We start from the raw sequence: 17,065 nt of genomic DNA, 5'->3' as shown, positions 1-17,065 counted from the left end.
CTGGCCGCCAACGCCGCCACCCTTATGGGCACAGGCACCACACGAGTATTGGATTACATTACGTATGAGTATGAAGACAGCCATGGCGTAACCCATCAACGCACTTTGGAAATTGTGGTGGTACGGGATGCCGCTGGCAAGTGGACTTCGCCTGATGACATAGACGGCGAAACGCACCAAACGTATGTGGCGTTTACGGGCGCAGACCAAAGCGCTTCCAGCGACACAGACGGCGTTGGCCCCATAGCTGGTAACGACACCGTGCGCATAGATTACAACCTGACCAACAGCAGCGTGAACCTGAAGAGCGGTAATGATGACCTGACCTTGAAGGGCACGCTCACCTCCAGTGCTGCTTCCTCCATAAGTAAAATTGATGCTGGCGACGGCAACGACCTGCTCACTATTATTGGCAATATTAAAGGCTTTGCCGCTGCCAATAAAGCCAACACGGTGGTAGACTTGGGGGCCGGGGATGATACGCTGAATATCACCTCCAGCGGCACAACGGCTGCCGTGCAGTTTGCCACGCTGCTGGGCGGCGCGGGGAATGATTCCCTGCGCATTAGTACTGGTGCAGCTATGACGGATGCCACCCTTGACGGTGGCACGGGCACCGACATTGTGCGCCTGGAAAGTTCTGTGCTGAAACTGGCTACCATGGGTTCTCAATCATTCCTCAAAGGCGGCACCGATGCCGTGGGCGACCTTATTGACCGCCCGGCGGGCGATGGCACCACCCACCAAATTGGCGACATGCTGAGCCTGGACCGCAACCTTTCGGTAGATTCACTGGGCACAGCAGCAAGCTCTAGCGGCACAGGCACCTTCGCCTTTGGGGGCATAACCACCACCAACACTACCCAGTTTGAAGCCTTGCACCTGGACTACACAGGCGGCACGAGCATGGACCTGATAGACATTGCCAACGTGCTGCGGGACTTTGACACCAAGAACTTTGAAGGCGTTATAAAGTCATTGATATTCACCGGGGATAGTAACGACAGGTTTGTGTTGCCCGCAGGCTTTACTAAGGTGAGTGAAAACATACAACTGAATGGCTTTACTGAGCCGTTTGCCTGCTACAAAGGCATGGTGAATGGGCAAGAAACCTTCATTTACCTGGAAACCGGGCCAAATGCTCCTGTTACTATAGAAGCAGATGACCGCTTTGTGATGTACACAGGCAGCACCGCCGCCAACATTAATAGCAAGGCCATTACCGGCGATGTAAAGCACAACGATGCCGCTTATGACCACATGGTGAGTACGGGCACGGTGAACACCCTATACGGCAAGGCAACGTTTAATGCAGATGGCACCATTACCTATGTATTGGCTGCCACTGCCGCCACCCTTATGGGCACAGGCACCACCCCGGTGAAAGATTACATTACCTATGAATATGAAGACCAGCATGGCGTGACCCACACCAAAACTGTGGAAGTGGTTGTGGTGCGGGATGCCGCAGGCAAGTGGACTTCGCCTGATGACATAGACGGCGAAACGCACCAAACGTATGTGGCGTTTACCGGGGCAGACCAAAGCGCTTCAAGCGACACAGACGGCCTTGGCCCCATAGCTGGCAACGACACCGTGCGCATAGACTACAACCTGACCAACAGCAGCGTGAACCTGAAGAGTGGCGACGACGACATGACCCTGAAGGGTACGCTCACCTCCAGTGCCGCTGCCTCCATAAGTAAAATCGATGCTGGCGACGGCAACGACCTGCTGAATATTATTGGCAACATCAAGGGCTATGCCGCTGCCAACAAGGGCAACACGGTGGTGGACCTGGGGGCCGGGGATGATGCATTGAACATCACCTCCAGTGGCACCACGGCTGCCGTGCAGTTTGCCACGCTGCTGGGCGGTGCGGGGAATGACAGCATACGCATTAACTCTGCTGCAGCCATGACTGGCGCTGCCATAAGCGGCGGGGATGATAACGACACCATTGAATACACAGGCAGCCTTGCCGCAGCTTCCACTACCGTCAACTCCATAACAGGCGATGCCGGGAACGACTCCATTCGCATCAATACCGGTGTGGCCATGGCCTACACCACCATTGATGGTGGCACGGGCACCGACATTGTGCGCCTGGAAAGCTCGATTCTGAAACTGGCAGCCATGGGAACAGGGGCAGCCCTGAAAGGCGGCACGGACGCCGCTGGCGACCTTATTGACCGCCCGGCAGGCGATGGCACCACCCACCAAATTGGCGACATGCTGAGCCTGGACCGCAACCTTTCGGTAGATTCCAACGGCACGGCTGCAATTTCAGGTGGCACAGGCACCTTTGCCTTTGGGGGCATAACTACCGCCAACACGACCCAGTTTGAAGCTCTGCACCTGGACTATACAGGCGGCACCGGCATGGACTTGATAGATATTACCAACGTGCTGCGGGACTTTGACACCAAGAACTTTGAAGGTGTTATAAAGTCATTGATATTCACCGGGGATACTAACGACAAGTTTGTGTTGCCCGCAGGCTTTACTAAGGTGAGTGAAAACATACAACTGAATGGCTTTACGGAGCCTTTTGCCTGCTACAAAGGCCTGGTGAATGGGCAGGAAACCTTCATTTACCTGGAAACAGGGCCAAATGCCCCGGTTATTCTGGACGCCCCAGACGACCGCTTTGTGATGTACACTGGCAACACCGCCGCCAACATTAACGGCAAGGTCATTACGGGCGATGTAAAGCACAACGATGCCGATTTTGTTAGAATGCTTAATGTGGGCGGCACCCTTACAGGTCTGTACGGCACAGCCACTATAAATGCGGATGGTACCTTAACGTATACCTTGGCCGCCAACGCCGCTACCCTTATGGGGGCAGGCACCACCCCGGTGAAAGATTACATTACCTATGAATATGAAGACAGCCATGGCGTAACCCATCAACGCACTGTGGAAGTGGTGGTGGTGCGCGATGCCGCTGGCAAGTGGGATTCCCCGGACGATGTGGACGGTGAAACACACCAGACATATGTGAATATTGACTCCGGCAGCAATGCTTCCGTTACCCAGGGGGCAGGCGCGGGCAATGACACCATGACGGGCAATTACCAACTGAAAAATGCCAATGTGGAATTTGGGGCCGGAGATGATGTGGTTGTTGTTAATTCTTCTGCGTCAGCGAATACTATTGATAACTCGAGTATAAACTTAGGTGAGGGGAATAACTCTTATATTCAGACACTGAAAGCAGCCGGGTGGTATTATGGCCTTATCGACTCTTCTATAACGTCAGGTGGTGGAGATGATTATCTCTCCTTTACCTCAGAAAGCGGTGGCATAATGACTAATGGTAACATTTCTACGGGCGCTGGTAATGATACAGTTGAACTGAATCTTTTTGTACCTGTAACTTTGAGGCAAACAACTGCCATACATTGCGGCAATAAGATAGATTTAGGTGCTGGGGATGATTCGTTTTCAGTAAACGTTTACGGTGCCAGTCCTGGGGCTATTGGGAATATAGCTATGTATGGGGCTTATAACGATGCAATTATAGATGGAGGCAGTGGAAACGATACTATTTTGATTTCTTCAAATAATTATGCCATATACGCGAGAGATGTCTACACTGCTGGTAACTATACTTATGGTGGGGTTGGCAATGATCAAATAATTATCAAAGGTGATATGTATGGCGAGACAGGTAGGGGCAAAAATATCATTTCTGCTGGTGCAGATGATGATTTAATAAGCATTACCGGAAACATCACAGGCACTGGCTCTGGTAGTAATACTATTTCTGGCGATGCCGGGAATGACTTAATTCGTATCAACACAGGCGTGGCCATGACCTACACCACCATTGACGGTGGCACGGGCAAAGACATTGTGCGCCTGGAAGGGAAGACCCTGAATCTGAATGTGATGAGCACAGGGGCAGCAGTGAAAGGCGGTGTTGGGGACGATGCCATTTCCCGCCCAGCAGGCAGTGGCACTACCCACCAGTTGGGTGACATCATCAGCCTGGACCGTAACCTTGCTGCTGGAACAACCAACCTATTTGGCGGCATAACCAGCACCAACACAACCCAGTTTGAAGGCTTGCACCTGGATTACACGGGCAGTACCGACAGCATTAACTTTGCTACCTTGCTGACCAGCCTGGGCACAAACGGCTTTACCGGAACAAAGAAGTTCCAGTCCTTGGTATTTACGGGCGATGCAGGCGACAACATTATTGGCGGCACTGGCTGGACACGTGTGGGTGGTAATGGCAGTTTTGTGAAACTGGAAGGCTTTGGCGACACGGAGTTTGCTTGCTACAGCATAGCAGGTGGCACCTATGCCGGGAGTTATATATATGTGCAAAAGGGTATGCTGGTAAGCGGCATAGCGCCCATGAGTATGCTGCTGGAGGAGACCGACAGCATGGGCGCGGACTTAGCTGCGGCTGCGGCTGGGATGATTGGCATGGAGAACATGGAAAATGCAGGCGAGCATTTTGCCTTCCAGCAAGCCCTTACCACCAATATGGCTGGCACAACAGGCAACGACACTTACAGTGTGGATGTGCATGAGCCAGTTGCCATGGGCACCATTGCCGGGGCTGACCTTGCCCTGCATGCTGCCGCCGGGCATGACAACATAGCGGTTACTGCCCATGGCGAATACGCCTACGGCATGTATGCCGCAACTGGCAGCTATACCATTGCCGGTGAAGGTGGTGACGACACCATACTCATTCAGGCAGAGGGCGAAAACGCCTATGGCATGTATGCCACGGGCACGGGAACCAACGTTATTGATGGTGGCGCTGGTAACGATACAATACACCTTGAAGGCGGGCAGCATGCCCTGTTTGCCGAAGGGAATGGCAGCAACCAGATATTCGGCGGTGCAGGCAGCGACACTGTCATTCTTTCCGGCAAGATAACAGGCGATGCCGCCCACAACATTATTGACGGTGGTTTGGGCGACTTGGACATGCTGCACATTACACTGGACGATGCAGACCCGGCTGACATGGTTACCTTAAATGGCCTTACCACCAATGCCACTGTAACGAACTTTGAAGCCATTCTACTGGACATGGAAGGGGATGAAAGCAACATGCTGAATATGACCCAATCCATGCTGGACAGCCTTCTTGAAATGGGCTGGCAAGATGCGGGCAACCGTGGCGCGGGCAGCGACGCCGCAGTGTTTGTAAAAGGCGATGCCGACGACACCCTGAGCTTGAAAGAAGCAGGCGTTACCTGGAACCAGGGTGGCACGGTAACGGAAGATGGCAGAATATACGACCACTGGCAGGATAATAAAGGCCATGACCTGTTTGTTGAACAGGAAATTAAATTGATTACTTCCTAAGGCGAGAAACAAGGCGGCACAGGGGAACGCATGCCTGTGCCGCTTGCCATGCCTTTTAAATTGCCGCCCCCGGTGCCAGCTGCCGGGGGCGGTTTTTGTGTGTGTGGGGTGGGAAAGGCAAAAGGCATGAATACTGGTTCCCTGCCTGCGCAGGGAAGACGGAGTGGGGAGGTGCGTAGGGGAGTGGGGAGGTGCGTGGGGGGAATGACGGCGTAGGGGCGTGGGGTGCTTGACCAATAGACGTAATAGACATATTGTCTATTTAAGGATGGAATATGCGCACATTCACACTAACGAAAGACGCCCAAAAAGCATTGGATAAAATGCCGGACAAGCAATTCTGCCAGTTATATGATGCTGCAGAAGCCTTGCGCCGGAACCCGGAGCCGGAAGATTCAAAAGAGCTTGTGAGTAACATTACGCCAAAGCGTCGGCGAAAAGACGTTGGGGAATATCGAATTATTTACTGGTTTGATGATGCATGCCTGTATATTGATGTTATTGGCAAGCGCAATGATAGTGATGTGTACAAGCAAGCCAAGAGGAAAGGGATACTATGAACACCGTGAATGCTACCTATGCCAAACAAAATTTTGGAGCCTGTGTTGCGGATGCCAGCAAAGAGCCTGTTGTTATTGAAAAATCTGGCAGGCCAACTGTTGTTATGATTTCGTATGAAGAATTTCAACGGTTGCAGGATCTGGACGATTCCATATGGTTGCAACGGGCGCAAGAAGCAGCCACAAGCGGGTACTTTTCTGTTGCTGAGGCTGACGCCTTTATGAAAAAACGTCTGAAACGCGCTGCTGGAAAGTAGCAGGTTTTATTCCGTTTATACGTTTTTATGAATCGCCCCCGGTGCTTGTTGCCGGGGGCGGTTTTGTGTGTGGGGGGAGTAGGAAAGGCAAAAGGCATGAATACTGGTTCCCTGCCTGCGCAGGGAAGACGGAGTGGGGGAGCGTAGGGGAGTGGTGCCCTTTCGCCCTTGCCTACGCCTACTATGTTACCGCTCTTCTTTCACCGCACGTTACTTCTTTTCAAACGGTTCCCACCCACCCCCAAGCGCTTTATACAACCCCGCAAGGTTAGTCAGCATTCGTGTTTCAGAAAGGGCCAGGGCGTCTTCCACTGTTGCCAGTTCCCGTTCTGCATCTACCACGGCAAGGATATTATCTTCCCCGGCGCGGTAGCGCTGCCCGGCAATGGCAACGGCCTGCCGCGCCGCAGCCGCACCTTTTGCCAGCACTTTGCGGGTTACCGCTTCTTCGCCATAGCGCACCAGGGCGCTTTCCGCTTCTTGCAGGGCCACAAGCACAGCTTTTTCATAGGCAATGGCAGCGCCTTCTGCCTGGGCTTTTTGGGCCCGAATGCGCGCCCGCACGGCCCCGCCCTGGAACAGGGGCCAGCGTATGCTGGGGCCAAGGGCATAGGTGCCGCTATTGCCGCGGAATACATCGCTAAACGCCAGCGCTTCTACCCCCACCCCGCCAGTAAGGAAAAAACGGGGGAACAAGTCTGCCACGGCAACGCCCACATCTGCCGTTTCCGCTGCTAGCTGGCGTTCCGCTGCCTGCACGTCTGGCCTGCGGCGCAGCATTTCAGAAGGCAGGCCCACGGGCACAAGGTCTTTGGGGGCAGGCAGGGGCTTTTCCGCCAGCAATGTTTCCAGCAGTGCCTGCGGCTGTTGCCCGGTAAGCACCGCCAGGGCATAGGCATTCACCCTTGCTTCTGCCGCAAGGTTTGGCAGGGCGGCTTCCGTTATGCGCAGTTGGGCTTCCGCTCTCGCCACTTCAAACGCGCCGCCTTCCCCGGCTTTTTGGCGCTGGCGGGCCACTTGCAGGGTTTTTGCTTGCAATTCCTTATTTTTCACGGCCACAGCGTAGCGCTTTTGGGCTCCGCGCAAGGCGGTATAGGCACGGGCCACTTCCCCTTGCACCCGCAAAATTGCGCCGCGTTGTTCTTCTTCCGCAACCTGGGCACGGGCGGCGGCAGCTTCTTTGCTGCGCTGCACACCGCCGAAAATGTCCAGCTCCCAGCTTGCGTCAAACCCTGCGTCATAATAGGAACTTTGGGTTTTTAGGCCAGGGGCGGCGGGCATCCAGGCGTTTTCACTGCGGCCCTGGCGCTGGGCTGTGCCGGAAGCTTCCAGGCTGGGCAGGCCTGCTGCCCCGGCACCGGAAAACATGGCCCGTGCTTCCTGCACCCGGGTTCCAGCAAGGCGCACGTCGTGGTTGTTGCGGGCGGCCTGCTCAATAAGCGCCGTTAGGGTAGGGTCGCCCCAGGTGCGCCACCAGGCGGCATCGGCCTTGGCCTCGGCCGCCAATAGGGCCGCAGCTTTGGGGCTTGGGTGCCAGCCTGCATTTGGCCCAGGCTGGGGCTTTGTGTAGTTTGGCCCCACCGCGCACCCCGCAGCCGCCAGCGCAACCAGAAAAAGCAGAACCCGTCGTTTCATAGCCCTATCCTTTGTGAAGTATTTGGCTCATACCGTTGAAGAGTGCATTAGTAACTTAGCTAGTCTTAGAGCAAGCTATACGTGTTTTGTTTGGTTTTGGGCGTGGCACGTTGGTAAAACTAGCCTTTTTCACGCAGGCTTTGTTGGCGGCGAATTTTCCTGCGGGGCAGACCGTGAGGTCAGCCCGCTTGAAAAATCCACCGCCGCCTTGCCTGCGTAAAAAATTCTATCTTTTCACCAACGCCCCGCCCAAGCACAGCCCCCTGCTCGCGCCTGAATGCACCTGCGGTGCCTCCACTCGCTCGCAGGTGCTTGGAATACCTCTAGGCCGTAGAGTGGCTCAATACAACCTACGCCAAAGCCTTCCCTAAAGCCGATGGCAGTCACGAGCGGAGAAAAGGGAGGGGGTATGGGGGGCAGAGCCTCCCCATGAGTGTGTTATTCAAGCCGCCGGGTGAAGAACCAGCCGGAAAGCACCAGGCCCACCACGGCAATAATAAGCATGGGCCATATGTTAGCCCACACGTCTATGGCGGGCATATTTTTCAGGAACAGGCCTTTTATGGGAATAAGGGCATGGCGCAGGGGGTTTACCAGGCCTGCTACCTGAAGCCAGTGGGGCATGTTCTCCACGGGGGAAGCAAAGCCGGAAAGGGTTACGGCGGGCACCAGAAACACGAAGGCTCCAAGAATGGCCTGCTGCTGGGTGGAGGAGATGGAGGAGAGAAACAGCCCTATGCCCACCAGGGAAATGACGAACACCAGAAGGGTAGCAGCCAGCAACAGGAATGAACCGGTAAAGGGAATGCGGAATATGGTAACGCTGATGGCCACAATCATGAGGCCTTCGCAAAAGCCCACAAGAATGGCAGGCAGGGTTTTGCCCAGCAGCAGTTCCCACGGCACCAGGGGGGAAACAAGAAGCTGCTCGAAGGTGCCCAGCTCCTTTTCCCGCGCAACGGAAAGGGCGGTGACCATAATGGTAATGAGCATGGCCAGCACTGCCACCAGGGAAGGCACGGTAAACCACAGGTATATGAGGTTTTCGTTAAACCAGTTGCGCTCTATAGTAAGGGCAGGGGGGGGTGTGCCCCCGCTGGTTTTGCTTATTTCCATGCTGTACGCCGTTATGATGCTGGTTATGTAGCCGCTGACAATTTGGGCGGCATTGGAACGCCTGCCGTCCATAATAAGCTGCACGCTGGCCCCCTGCCCGCTTTCTACCCCCCTGGAAAAATCCGGGGCAATGTGCAGGGCGGCAATTATTCGCTGTTCGTCCAGCAGGGGAACCAGCTCTGCCTGGCTTTGCACAAACACCATGCGGGTAAAGGTGGGGGAGGCTGCCACACGGTGCACCAGTGCAAGGCCATGCTTGCCGTTATCTTGGTTCAGCACAGCCACGCTGACATTTTTTACTTCCAGGGTGGCGGCAAAGGAAAAAATGAAAAGCTGCATCATGGGCGGGGCAATAAGAATGATGCGTACCTTTGGGTCGCGGAAGAGCGTCAATAGTTCCTTACCGATAAGCGCCCGAATTCTGCGGAAAAAAGCGATCATGCATCAAGCCTTTTCACGCTTTTGCGTGCGGTTATCAGGAAAAACACAAGGGCAATGCCCCCCATGGCCCCCATGCAGGAAAGCAGGAGAGGCCACACATTGCCGACTAAAAACAGGGTTTGCAGGGCGGAAACAAAGTACCGCGCCGCAAATGCGAAGGTAAGGGTGCGAATGGGCGTGGGCATGGCACTGATTTCAAATATAAAGCCGGAAAGCATAAAGGCGGGTAAAAATGCGGAGATAAGCGCCACCTGCGCCGCCAGAAACTGGTCTTTTGCCAGGGAGGAAATAAGAAGCCCCTGCCCCAATGCGGCCAGCAGAAAAACAGAGGTGACGGCCAGCAGGGCCAGAAAGCTGCCCCGGAACGGCACATCGTACCAAAACACAGCCGCCAGAAAACACACTGCCATGGAGCTTAAGGCCAGGAAAAAGTAGGGAATAAGCTTGCCCAGCAATAGCTGAGTTATGGTAACCGGGGTTGCCATAAGGGCTTCCATGGTGCCGCGTTCCCATTCCCGCGCAACCACAAGGGCAGTGAGTAACGTACCGATAAGTGTCATGACAATGGCAATGGAGCCGGGCAACAAAAAGTTGCGGCTTTTCAGTTCCGGGTTATACCAGAAGCGGCTTTTGGCCTGAATGGTGGCCGTGCTGTTGGGGGGCTGGGCCAGCAGTTGGTGCAGGTTGCCTGCTCCGGTTTGGGGCGTGGCATCATTCCCTCCCATGGTTTGCTGGGCAAGCCACAGGGCGGTAACGGCCTTGGCATAATTTTGTACGAAGGAAGCAATGTTGGGCTCAGAACCATCTGCAATTACCTGAATGGCGGCGCTGCCCCCTGCCGCAGTTTGGGCGGTGAAGCCCTTGGGCACAACCAAAAAGCCGCGTAATGCCCCGGAGGTGAGGGCGGCCTGCATTTCCCGCCTGTCGTGCCCTTGGGTGACTGCCAGAAATTTGGAGCCGCGCAAGGTGGCTGCCAGGGCATTGGTTTGGGCGGTATACTCTTCCAGCACAAGGCCAACCCGCACCCGGTTTGTGTCTAGGTTTACGCCGTAGCCAAAAATGAACAGTAAAATAATGGGCAAGATAAAGGCAATGAGTATGGCGCTGGGGTCGCGCACAATTTGTAACGATTCCTTGCGGATAAGTGCCCACAGCCGCCTCATGCTGCCCCCTCACGTGCGGCGTCGCTGCGTTCCACCAGGGTAATAAAGGCATCTTCTAGTGTGGGTTCCGGCATGGCAGCGGTGCGGGCCATGGCTTTCAAGTCGTCGGGCGAGCCGGTGGCAATATTCTCCCCGCGGTAGATAAAGCCAATGCGGTCGCAGTATTCTGCTTCATCCATAAAGTGGGTAGTTACCATCACTGTTACCCCTTTTTCCACCATGCCGTTAATGTGGGTCCAAAATTCCCGCCGGGTAATGGGGTCTACGCCGGAGGTGGGTTCGTCCAGAAACAGCACGTCCGGGTGGTGCATTACCGAGCAAGCCAGGGCCAGGCGCTGCTTGAAGCCAAGGGGCAGTACCCCGGCGTTCATGCCAAGGTAGGCGTGCAGGTCGAATATGGACACCATAAGGTCGATGCGCTCTTTTTGCAGCCGCCCGCCAAGGCCATACAGGCCGGAAAAAAATTTCAGGTTTTGCAGCACATTCAATTGTCCGTACAGGGAAAATTTCTGGGCCATGTAGCCAATGCGTGAACGCGCGGCCGAGGTGGCTGTTTTCAGGTCCAGCCCCATAACAAAGGCCTTGCCGTGGGTGGGTTGCAGCAGTCCGCACATCATTTTGAAGGTGGTGGATTTGCCCGCACCGTTGGGGCCCAGCAGGCCGAAAATTTCACCCCGGGCAATGCGGAAGGTATTGTCTTTTACCGCCACGAAGTTGCCAAAGCATTTGGTCAAATCCTGGGCCTTTATCACGGCCTGATCAGTAACGGGTTTAACTTCCATGCTTTCCGCCAGCCGGGAACGCCCCCCCGGCCCGCCCCCCAGGGCGTTAATAAAGGCATCTTCAAAGCACGGGGCCGCTGCCACCCATTCCCCGTGTTCCAGGGGAGGCGTGGTTGCCCCTTCACGCAGGGTTACGCGCACATAACGCCCCTGAATAACGCCATCCATAACACTTTCTTGCTGCAACAGGTGGGTGAGCACCCGGCGGCGGTCATGTTCCTGCACACCCCTGGCCTGAAACACCCGGCCTGCAACACTTTGCAGCAGGCTTTTGGGCGGGCCGTCATACAGCTTCACCCCCTGGTTGAGCAAAATGACGGTGTCGCATTTTTCCGCTTCATCCAAATAGGCTGTGGACCACACCACCCCCATGCCACCGTCCAGCAGTTCGCGCACCATGCCCCAGAGTTCTCGCCGGGAAATGGGGTCTACCCCCACGCTGGGTTCGTCTAGCAGCAGCAGGCGCGGGTTGCCCAGCAGGGCGCAGGCCAGCCCCAGTTTTTGCTTCATGCCGCCGGAAAGTTTGCCTGCCAGTCGTTTTTGGAAGCGCTCAAGGTCGGTAAAGTGCAACAGTTGCTGGAAGCGTTCTTGCCGTGCCTTGCCCACCACATGCCGCAGGTCGGCATACAGGGTGAGGTTTTCCAGAACGGTCAAATCTTCATACAGGCCAAATTTTTGCGGCATATACCCGGTTACTTCATGAATGGCCTCGGCCTGGGTGGCGGCGTTGTGCCCTGCCACCGTGACACTGCCTGCGTTGCCGTGCATAAGCCCCACCATAAGGCGCAGCAAGGTGGTTTTGCCCGCGCCGTCTGGCCCCACAAGGCCTGTCATGCGCCCGGCGAATACGGTGGCGTCTATGCCCTGCAAGGCAGGCGCTGCCCCGCCCGGAAACTGCTTGCACAGCCCCTGCACCACCACAAGGGGCGCAGGGCCGGCAGCGGTAACCAGCCCTTGGGCAGTATCTTGGGGAAAGGATTCGGGCGCGAATGGCATGGAATTATCCTGTGTGATTGTGTGGTGATATTGGGGAGGCTCTGCCTCCCCAACCCCCACCGCCAAGGGCATGATGCCCTTGGAACCCCCCATATGCGTTCAGCTTTTCGCTTTGCCAAAAGCTGAACGCATATGGGGGTCAAGGGGACAATTGTGCAGGAAGCACAATTGGGAACTGCCCACAGGGCAGTAGCCGAAAGCCGAGGCCCAGGAAGGGCCGAGTCAATCATTCCCCTTGCAGGGGGTGTGGGGGACAGCGTCCTCCACAAATAACTTTACGGGAGTAACTGTACGGTAACGGGCATACCCTGGCGCAGACCTTCGTCGGGGGTGTCGACAACGATGCGCAGGCGGTACACAAGGTCGGTGCGGAGCTGGGTGGTTTCCACATTCTTGGGGGTAAATTCTGCCTGGGGCGAAACAAAGCCCACCTGGCCTTGGTAGCGCCTGCCGGAATCCGTAATGACAGTGGCTTTGCGGCCAGGGAATACCTGCTCCAGTAAGGGTTCTTCCACATAGGCCCGTACCCACACCGGAGAATCCAGAGCAAGGGAAAACACTGGGGCCCCGGCGGGTAAAATGGAGCCAGGCTCCCGCCCACGCGTGAGCACTGTGCCCCCAGCAGGGGCAAGCAGGCGGGTGTCTTCCAGGGCCGTAACGGCTTGGGCCATGCGGGCCGTGGCAGTGGCTACCCGCGCCTGGGCTTCTTCGCGCAGGGCCAGGGAATTGTCGTGCGCGCCCTGGGAAACTGCCCCGGAACCGACGAGCTTTTCTTTGCGGCTGTATGTGCGTTCCGCATTGCGCAGGGCTGCTTCCGCTTCTGCCAGGGCGGCGGCGTTCAAGGCAAGGGATTCTTCAAAGGGCACTTTGTCCAGCTCGGCCATAAGGGTGCCGGGGGTAACCCTGTCACCTTCATCAAATAACACGGCAGCCAGCCGCCCCCCCACCCGAAAGGCCAGGGAAACGTCGCGGATGTCCACATTGCCATAAAGTGTAATGGTGTTGCTTTGCTGTTGCCCGGCCTGCTGCTTTTTCAGGTATGTGTAACCCCCCCCAAGAGCGGCTGCCAGAAGTACAAGGAGAATGACTTTTTTCATGGTTTATTCCTTTATTCCGCCTGATTGCATGGGGCAGCCTGTGTTGGCAGCGTTGCCCCATGCACGTTGAGCGCCGCTTGGGTGTGTGCCCACAGCAAATTATATATCAGGTCTTTATGGGCGGTGGAAAGGGCCGTAACCGCCAGTGAACGCAGCAAGGCTTCCCGCCCGGCAAAAATCCCCAGCACCTGCCCCAGCAGTAAGTGTACGCGCACCCGTACCGATTCATCCTCGGCATTGGCCCCGGTGCAACAGGCCACAAGCCCGGCCAAAAGGGTAAGGACGCGCTGCATGTACCCTTCATACAGAATGGAAAACGCCGGGGAGGGGTCTATTTGTTCGCGCAGTATAATACGACCCCAGTCGTGTACCCGTGTTTCCTCCAAAAAGAATGCGGCAAAGCCCATCATCATGCCATGCAAGGCTGCAAGGGCCTGGGCTTTCCCATGCGGTGTGCTGGAACACTGGGCCAGGGCACTTTCCGCCTGTAGCCACACCGGGGCCATGCGGCTGGTTACTTCTTTTGTGATGTGGGCAAGAACGGCGCGGTACAGGCCTTCCTTGCCACCAAAGTGGTAGGATATAGCGGCAATGTTTACCCCTGCCTGCCCGGAAAGCAAGCGGGCACTGGTGCCCTTGAGTCCCAGTTCTGCAAACAGGCTGACGGCTGCTGCGAGCAGGGCTTCCTGCCCCTTGGAGGACTTTTTTTGGGGGCCTGTTGCTGGGGGGGCAGTGTGGGTGGCTGGGGTGGGCATTTGTGCGTATTCCTTTTACTCGCGCCGGCTGGTTGTGAACTGTCATTTACCATACGATACGTCAACACAATAATTAGGTCAAACGTTTGTTTGAATATGGATGATTGCCATATTGCTTCGTTCTGCCAGAAGGGTGCGCTAGTAATTTTTTGTGCGGATGAGTCCCGCAGGTGTGCCAAATTACTTGACGCGGTGTGGTTTTTGTCCAATACTGGGTATCAGTTTTTATTATCCCATGTGTCATATACTTGTCCCGGCATGACTATAGAAAGTAAAAGAGGCCTCCATGATTACCCATGAAGATGTGGTAGAAAAAATACTGCTCCAAGTTTCCACCCAGCTCACAGATGCTATTAAAGAATCTGTTACCCAAACAGTGCGCCAGGAACTTTCTTCCAGCATGACCAAAACCTTGCTGCAAAGCCAGTTTTACCAGTATGTGAATGAAGAAATGCGCAATGGCCTGAAAACTATTTTTAAAGAAATATCTTCCGCTTCCACCCCGGAAAGCACCAGCACGAGCACCGGCGCTCCCCCTGCCGTTCCTGTGGAAAACACCCAAGAGTTGTTCAGCCATACCACCCAGCAGATTGACGAAATAATGCAAACCCTGCTTGCGGCAACGGAAACCATTATGACAGCAAGCGAGGCCATGCTTGCCCTGCATGAAGAAGCTGACGGCATTCGTGCCAGCTTGCCAATAAATGCTCAGCAGGAAGCCCAGGTGGCGCGGCTGCAAGCCATTTCCGGTGAATGTACCCAGCACCTTACGGAAATTATGACTTCCCTCAGCTTTCAGGACCTTACCGGACAGCGGCTGAAAAAAGTAGTTGCCTCCATTGCCACCATCCGTGAAACGGTGTTCGACCTGTACGTTTCCACAGGGCTTATGATGCAGCAAAGCGGCAGCCTTGGGGATAAACGGATGGAAGATATTCAGCAGGAAAGCCGCGACGCTGTGGAAAAAATTAAAGCAAAGCCCCAGCCACAGGCGGCAGCTCCTTCAGAACTGAAAGGCCCCACCCTGGACGCTTCGCAAACGGCGGTGGATGATTTGTTGGCTAGCCTTGGGTTGTAAGGCGCGTACGTTGCTATTTTTCTGTGGCTTGACAAAATACGGGGAGTTCCCGTACTATGCTTGCCTTGCACAGGAAGCGTAAGGTGTTCCTGCTTGCGGGCCTATAGCTCAGTTGGTAGAGCCGCCGGCTCATAACCGGCTGGTCAGAGGTTCAAACCCTCTTGGGCCCACCATTATTTTTTGAGAAGAAGGAAGGCAGTCACTTGAAGTGGCTGCCTTCCTTCGTTTTAGAAACTTGATAGTGCATGGTTTCTTGCTGCGCAAGCGCCACACCATTCTTTTTTTCTCATCATTCATCCGCTCCGCTTGGGTCAGGGGGCCCTTGTGCGGCCCCCTAACAACCCCACACCCTTGGGGCTCTGCCCCAAGGCCCCGTTTAGGCTACGGCCGCGCTCAGTAGATTTGTTCCGCTCACTCGAAGACTCGTACGCTGCACAAATATATTCACGCGGGAAACCACCGTGCCAAGTGAGGGCGAAGGGGCGCTTATCGGTTGCTTGCTAGAATAAAAGGCTGTGCCACGTAAGGTAATTGCCACCGTGAAGGACGGCGGCACCTAAACTACAGCACTCCGTATGAGTGGGCGGGCGCAGCAAAGCGCGCATACGTTGATGGGGTTATGGGTAAGTTCGTTTGAAAAGGGAGAGGGGGGTAATAAGTTATGCCACAGGAGGTAATTGCAACTCCAGTGGGGCACGTTAATAAATAACTCTACTCCGCATGAATGGGTGCGCGGGCAAATCAGAGTGAAAGGGTTTACTGTCTCGGCAGCTCATATCTATTTAGTAACTTTTACAACCTAGAGCGCTTTCTCTTTTCTGAAGAGACAAGGAGGATGCTGAAAAGTTGTGCACAGTTTATTAACAAACGGCTGATTAAAGTGCTGCCGTAAATGGTTCAATGCCATTGCGGCAGTTTTTCATAAACCAAATTAAGGTAAAGGACAAAATGGACTACAAAAACAAAGCTATAAATTGTGTCAAAGATACGATACTCCCAATGCAAAAAAAGCAATTTGAAGAATGTGGTTCTTTGGATGAACAGTACAAACGATACGGGAATACCGAATGGCTTTTTGCAAAGACAATTGAAAAGGGACATATTTATGAAATTGGTTATCCTTCATGCGTCTGCCAAGAGGTAATAAGTGGCAAAGTAAACGACGTATCCCACTGTGAATGTTCACGCCAGAGCATATTGTATGTTATCGGAAATTTGCTGCCAAATAAAAACATAAACGTTGAAATACTTGAAACTATTTTGGGCGGTGCAGATAAATGCCGTTTCAGGGTAACTGTCGAATAAGGAGGAAAGAGAATCTAACAGGGCGCGCTACGAAATATTTTCCGCAATGAAAACATCAAGAAAAATAGATGGCTATGCTTGTTCACACGCAAGCCGTTGTCGTCATGTTGACACAAGCATAGGCAGAGCTTAGAAACTCTAACCACAACAATATTTTTACCCAAAAGAGGAACAGTATGTTTATACTGCTTGATCCCATTTGTCATGCATAGCAAGGGCTATTGCATAACACCATAATTCTTGGGCAATAGCCCTTGCTCAATCCTAAAATATAATTAGGAGGAGCATGATGGGCTATAAAAATGCAAACAGAGCATTGCCGCGTAAGTTATTATGCGCCGTGCAAAAGTATATAGATGGTGAATACATTTACATCCCACGCAAAGAAGACAGAAAACAATTGTGGGGTGCAAACACCGATACCAGAAAAAATATTCTGGAAAGAAACAGGGAAATTGTCACCAAACGTCTAGCGGGTCATTCCGTTAAGGATTTGGCTGAACAGTATTACTTGTCTCCAAAAACTATATACAAAATAAT

The 17,065-nt window shown here is 54.3% G+C and carries 12 protein-coding genes and 1 tRNA gene; 7 read left to right on the top strand and 6 right to left on the bottom strand.

The genetic code is table 11. The features are described from left to right. The 3 genes from G497_RS0111715 to G497_RS0111700 all read left to right on the top strand — a co-directional run. The coding region (locus G497_RS0111715; protein ID WP_027188287.1) for a beta strand repeat-containing protein at positions 1–5,340 on the top strand (5,340 nt) is incomplete at its 5' end. Between the two features lie 275 nt (positions 5,341–5,615). Continuing rightward, positions 5,616–5,900, top strand: coding sequence for a type II toxin-antitoxin system RelE family toxin (locus G497_RS0111705; RefSeq protein WP_027188286.1), 285 nt, complete (start codon positions 5,616–5,618; stop codon positions 5,898–5,900). Further along, on the top strand, positions 5,897–6,157 hold the full coding sequence (locus tag G497_RS0111700) for a type II toxin-antitoxin system Phd/YefM family antitoxin (RefSeq protein WP_027188285.1): 261 nt from the start codon (positions 5,897–5,899) through the stop codon (positions 6,155–6,157). The genes G497_RS0111705 and G497_RS0111700 overlap by 4 nt, the downstream gene beginning before the upstream one ends. 210 nt (positions 6,158–6,367) lie before the next feature. On the opposite strand, the gene G497_RS0111695 is transcribed toward G497_RS0111700, so the two are convergent. The 6 genes from G497_RS0111695 to G497_RS0111670 all read right to left on the bottom strand — a co-directional run bounded on the left by G497_RS0111695 (position 6,368) and on the right by G497_RS0111670 (position 14,142). Continuing rightward, positions 6,368–7,792 (bottom strand): efflux transporter outer membrane subunit, encoded by a 1,425-nt coding sequence (locus tag G497_RS0111695; RefSeq protein WP_027188284.1) that lies wholly within the window; start codon positions 7,790–7,792, stop codon positions 6,368–6,370. Between the two features lie 438 nt (positions 7,793–8,230). Then, the gene (locus tag G497_RS0111690) at positions 8,231–9,349 is read right to left on the bottom strand and encodes an ABC transporter permease (protein ID WP_034637766.1); all 1,119 of its coding nucleotides are present in this window, start codon (positions 9,347–9,349) and stop codon (positions 8,231–8,233) included. After that, positions 9,346–10,512, bottom strand: a complete 1,167-nt coding sequence (locus tag G497_RS0111685; RefSeq protein ID WP_027188282.1) for an ABC transporter permease — start codon at positions 10,510–10,512, stop codon at positions 9,346–9,348. The genes G497_RS0111690 and G497_RS0111685 overlap by 4 nt, the downstream gene beginning before the upstream one ends. Then, on the bottom strand, positions 10,509–12,290 hold the full coding sequence (locus G497_RS0111680; RefSeq protein ID WP_084516264.1) for an ATP-binding cassette domain-containing protein: 1,782 nt from the start codon (positions 12,288–12,290) through the stop codon (positions 10,509–10,511). The genes G497_RS0111685 and G497_RS0111680 overlap by 4 nt, the downstream gene beginning before the upstream one ends. Positions 12,291–12,565: 275 nt before the next feature. After that, positions 12,566–13,387, bottom strand: a complete 822-nt coding sequence (locus G497_RS0111675) for an efflux RND transporter periplasmic adaptor subunit (protein WP_027188280.1) — start codon at positions 13,385–13,387, stop codon at positions 12,566–12,568. 11 nt (positions 13,388–13,398) lie between these two features. Beyond that, complete coding sequence (locus G497_RS0111670) at positions 13,399–14,142, bottom strand: CerR family C-terminal domain-containing protein (RefSeq protein ID WP_027188279.1); 744 nt, start codon at positions 14,140–14,142, stop codon at positions 13,399–13,401. 286 nt (positions 14,143–14,428) lie between these two features. On the opposite strand from G497_RS0111670, the gene G497_RS0111665 reads away from it, so the two are divergent. The 4 genes from G497_RS0111665 to G497_RS0111650 all read left to right on the top strand — a co-directional run. Then, complete coding sequence (locus G497_RS0111665; RefSeq protein WP_027188278.1) at positions 14,429–15,220, top strand: protein phosphatase CheZ; 792 nt, start codon at positions 14,429–14,431, stop codon at positions 15,218–15,220. A 97-nt stretch (positions 15,221–15,317) separates the two neighbouring features. After that, a tRNA-Ile gene (locus G497_RS0111660) sits at positions 15,318–15,393 on the top strand. 775 nt (positions 15,394–16,168) lie between these two features. Next, positions 16,169–16,525: a hypothetical protein gene (locus G497_RS0111655; RefSeq protein WP_027188277.1), complete on the top strand. Its 357-nt coding sequence runs from the start codon at positions 16,169–16,171 to the stop codon at positions 16,523–16,525. 286 nt (positions 16,526–16,811) lie between these two features. Further along, positions 16,812–17,065, top strand: a 254-nt coding sequence (locus tag G497_RS0111650; protein WP_034637764.1) for a CD3324 family protein, incomplete at its 3' end; no start/stop codon positions are given.

Source organism: Desulfovibrio cuneatus DSM 11391 (genome assembly GCF_000430005.1).
GTDB lineage: Bacteria > Desulfobacterota > Desulfovibrionia > Desulfovibrionales > Desulfovibrionaceae > Frigididesulfovibrio > Frigididesulfovibrio cuneatus.
Note: the sequence above shows the minus strand (reverse complement) of the source record. Positions and strands in the feature narration are given on the sequence as shown.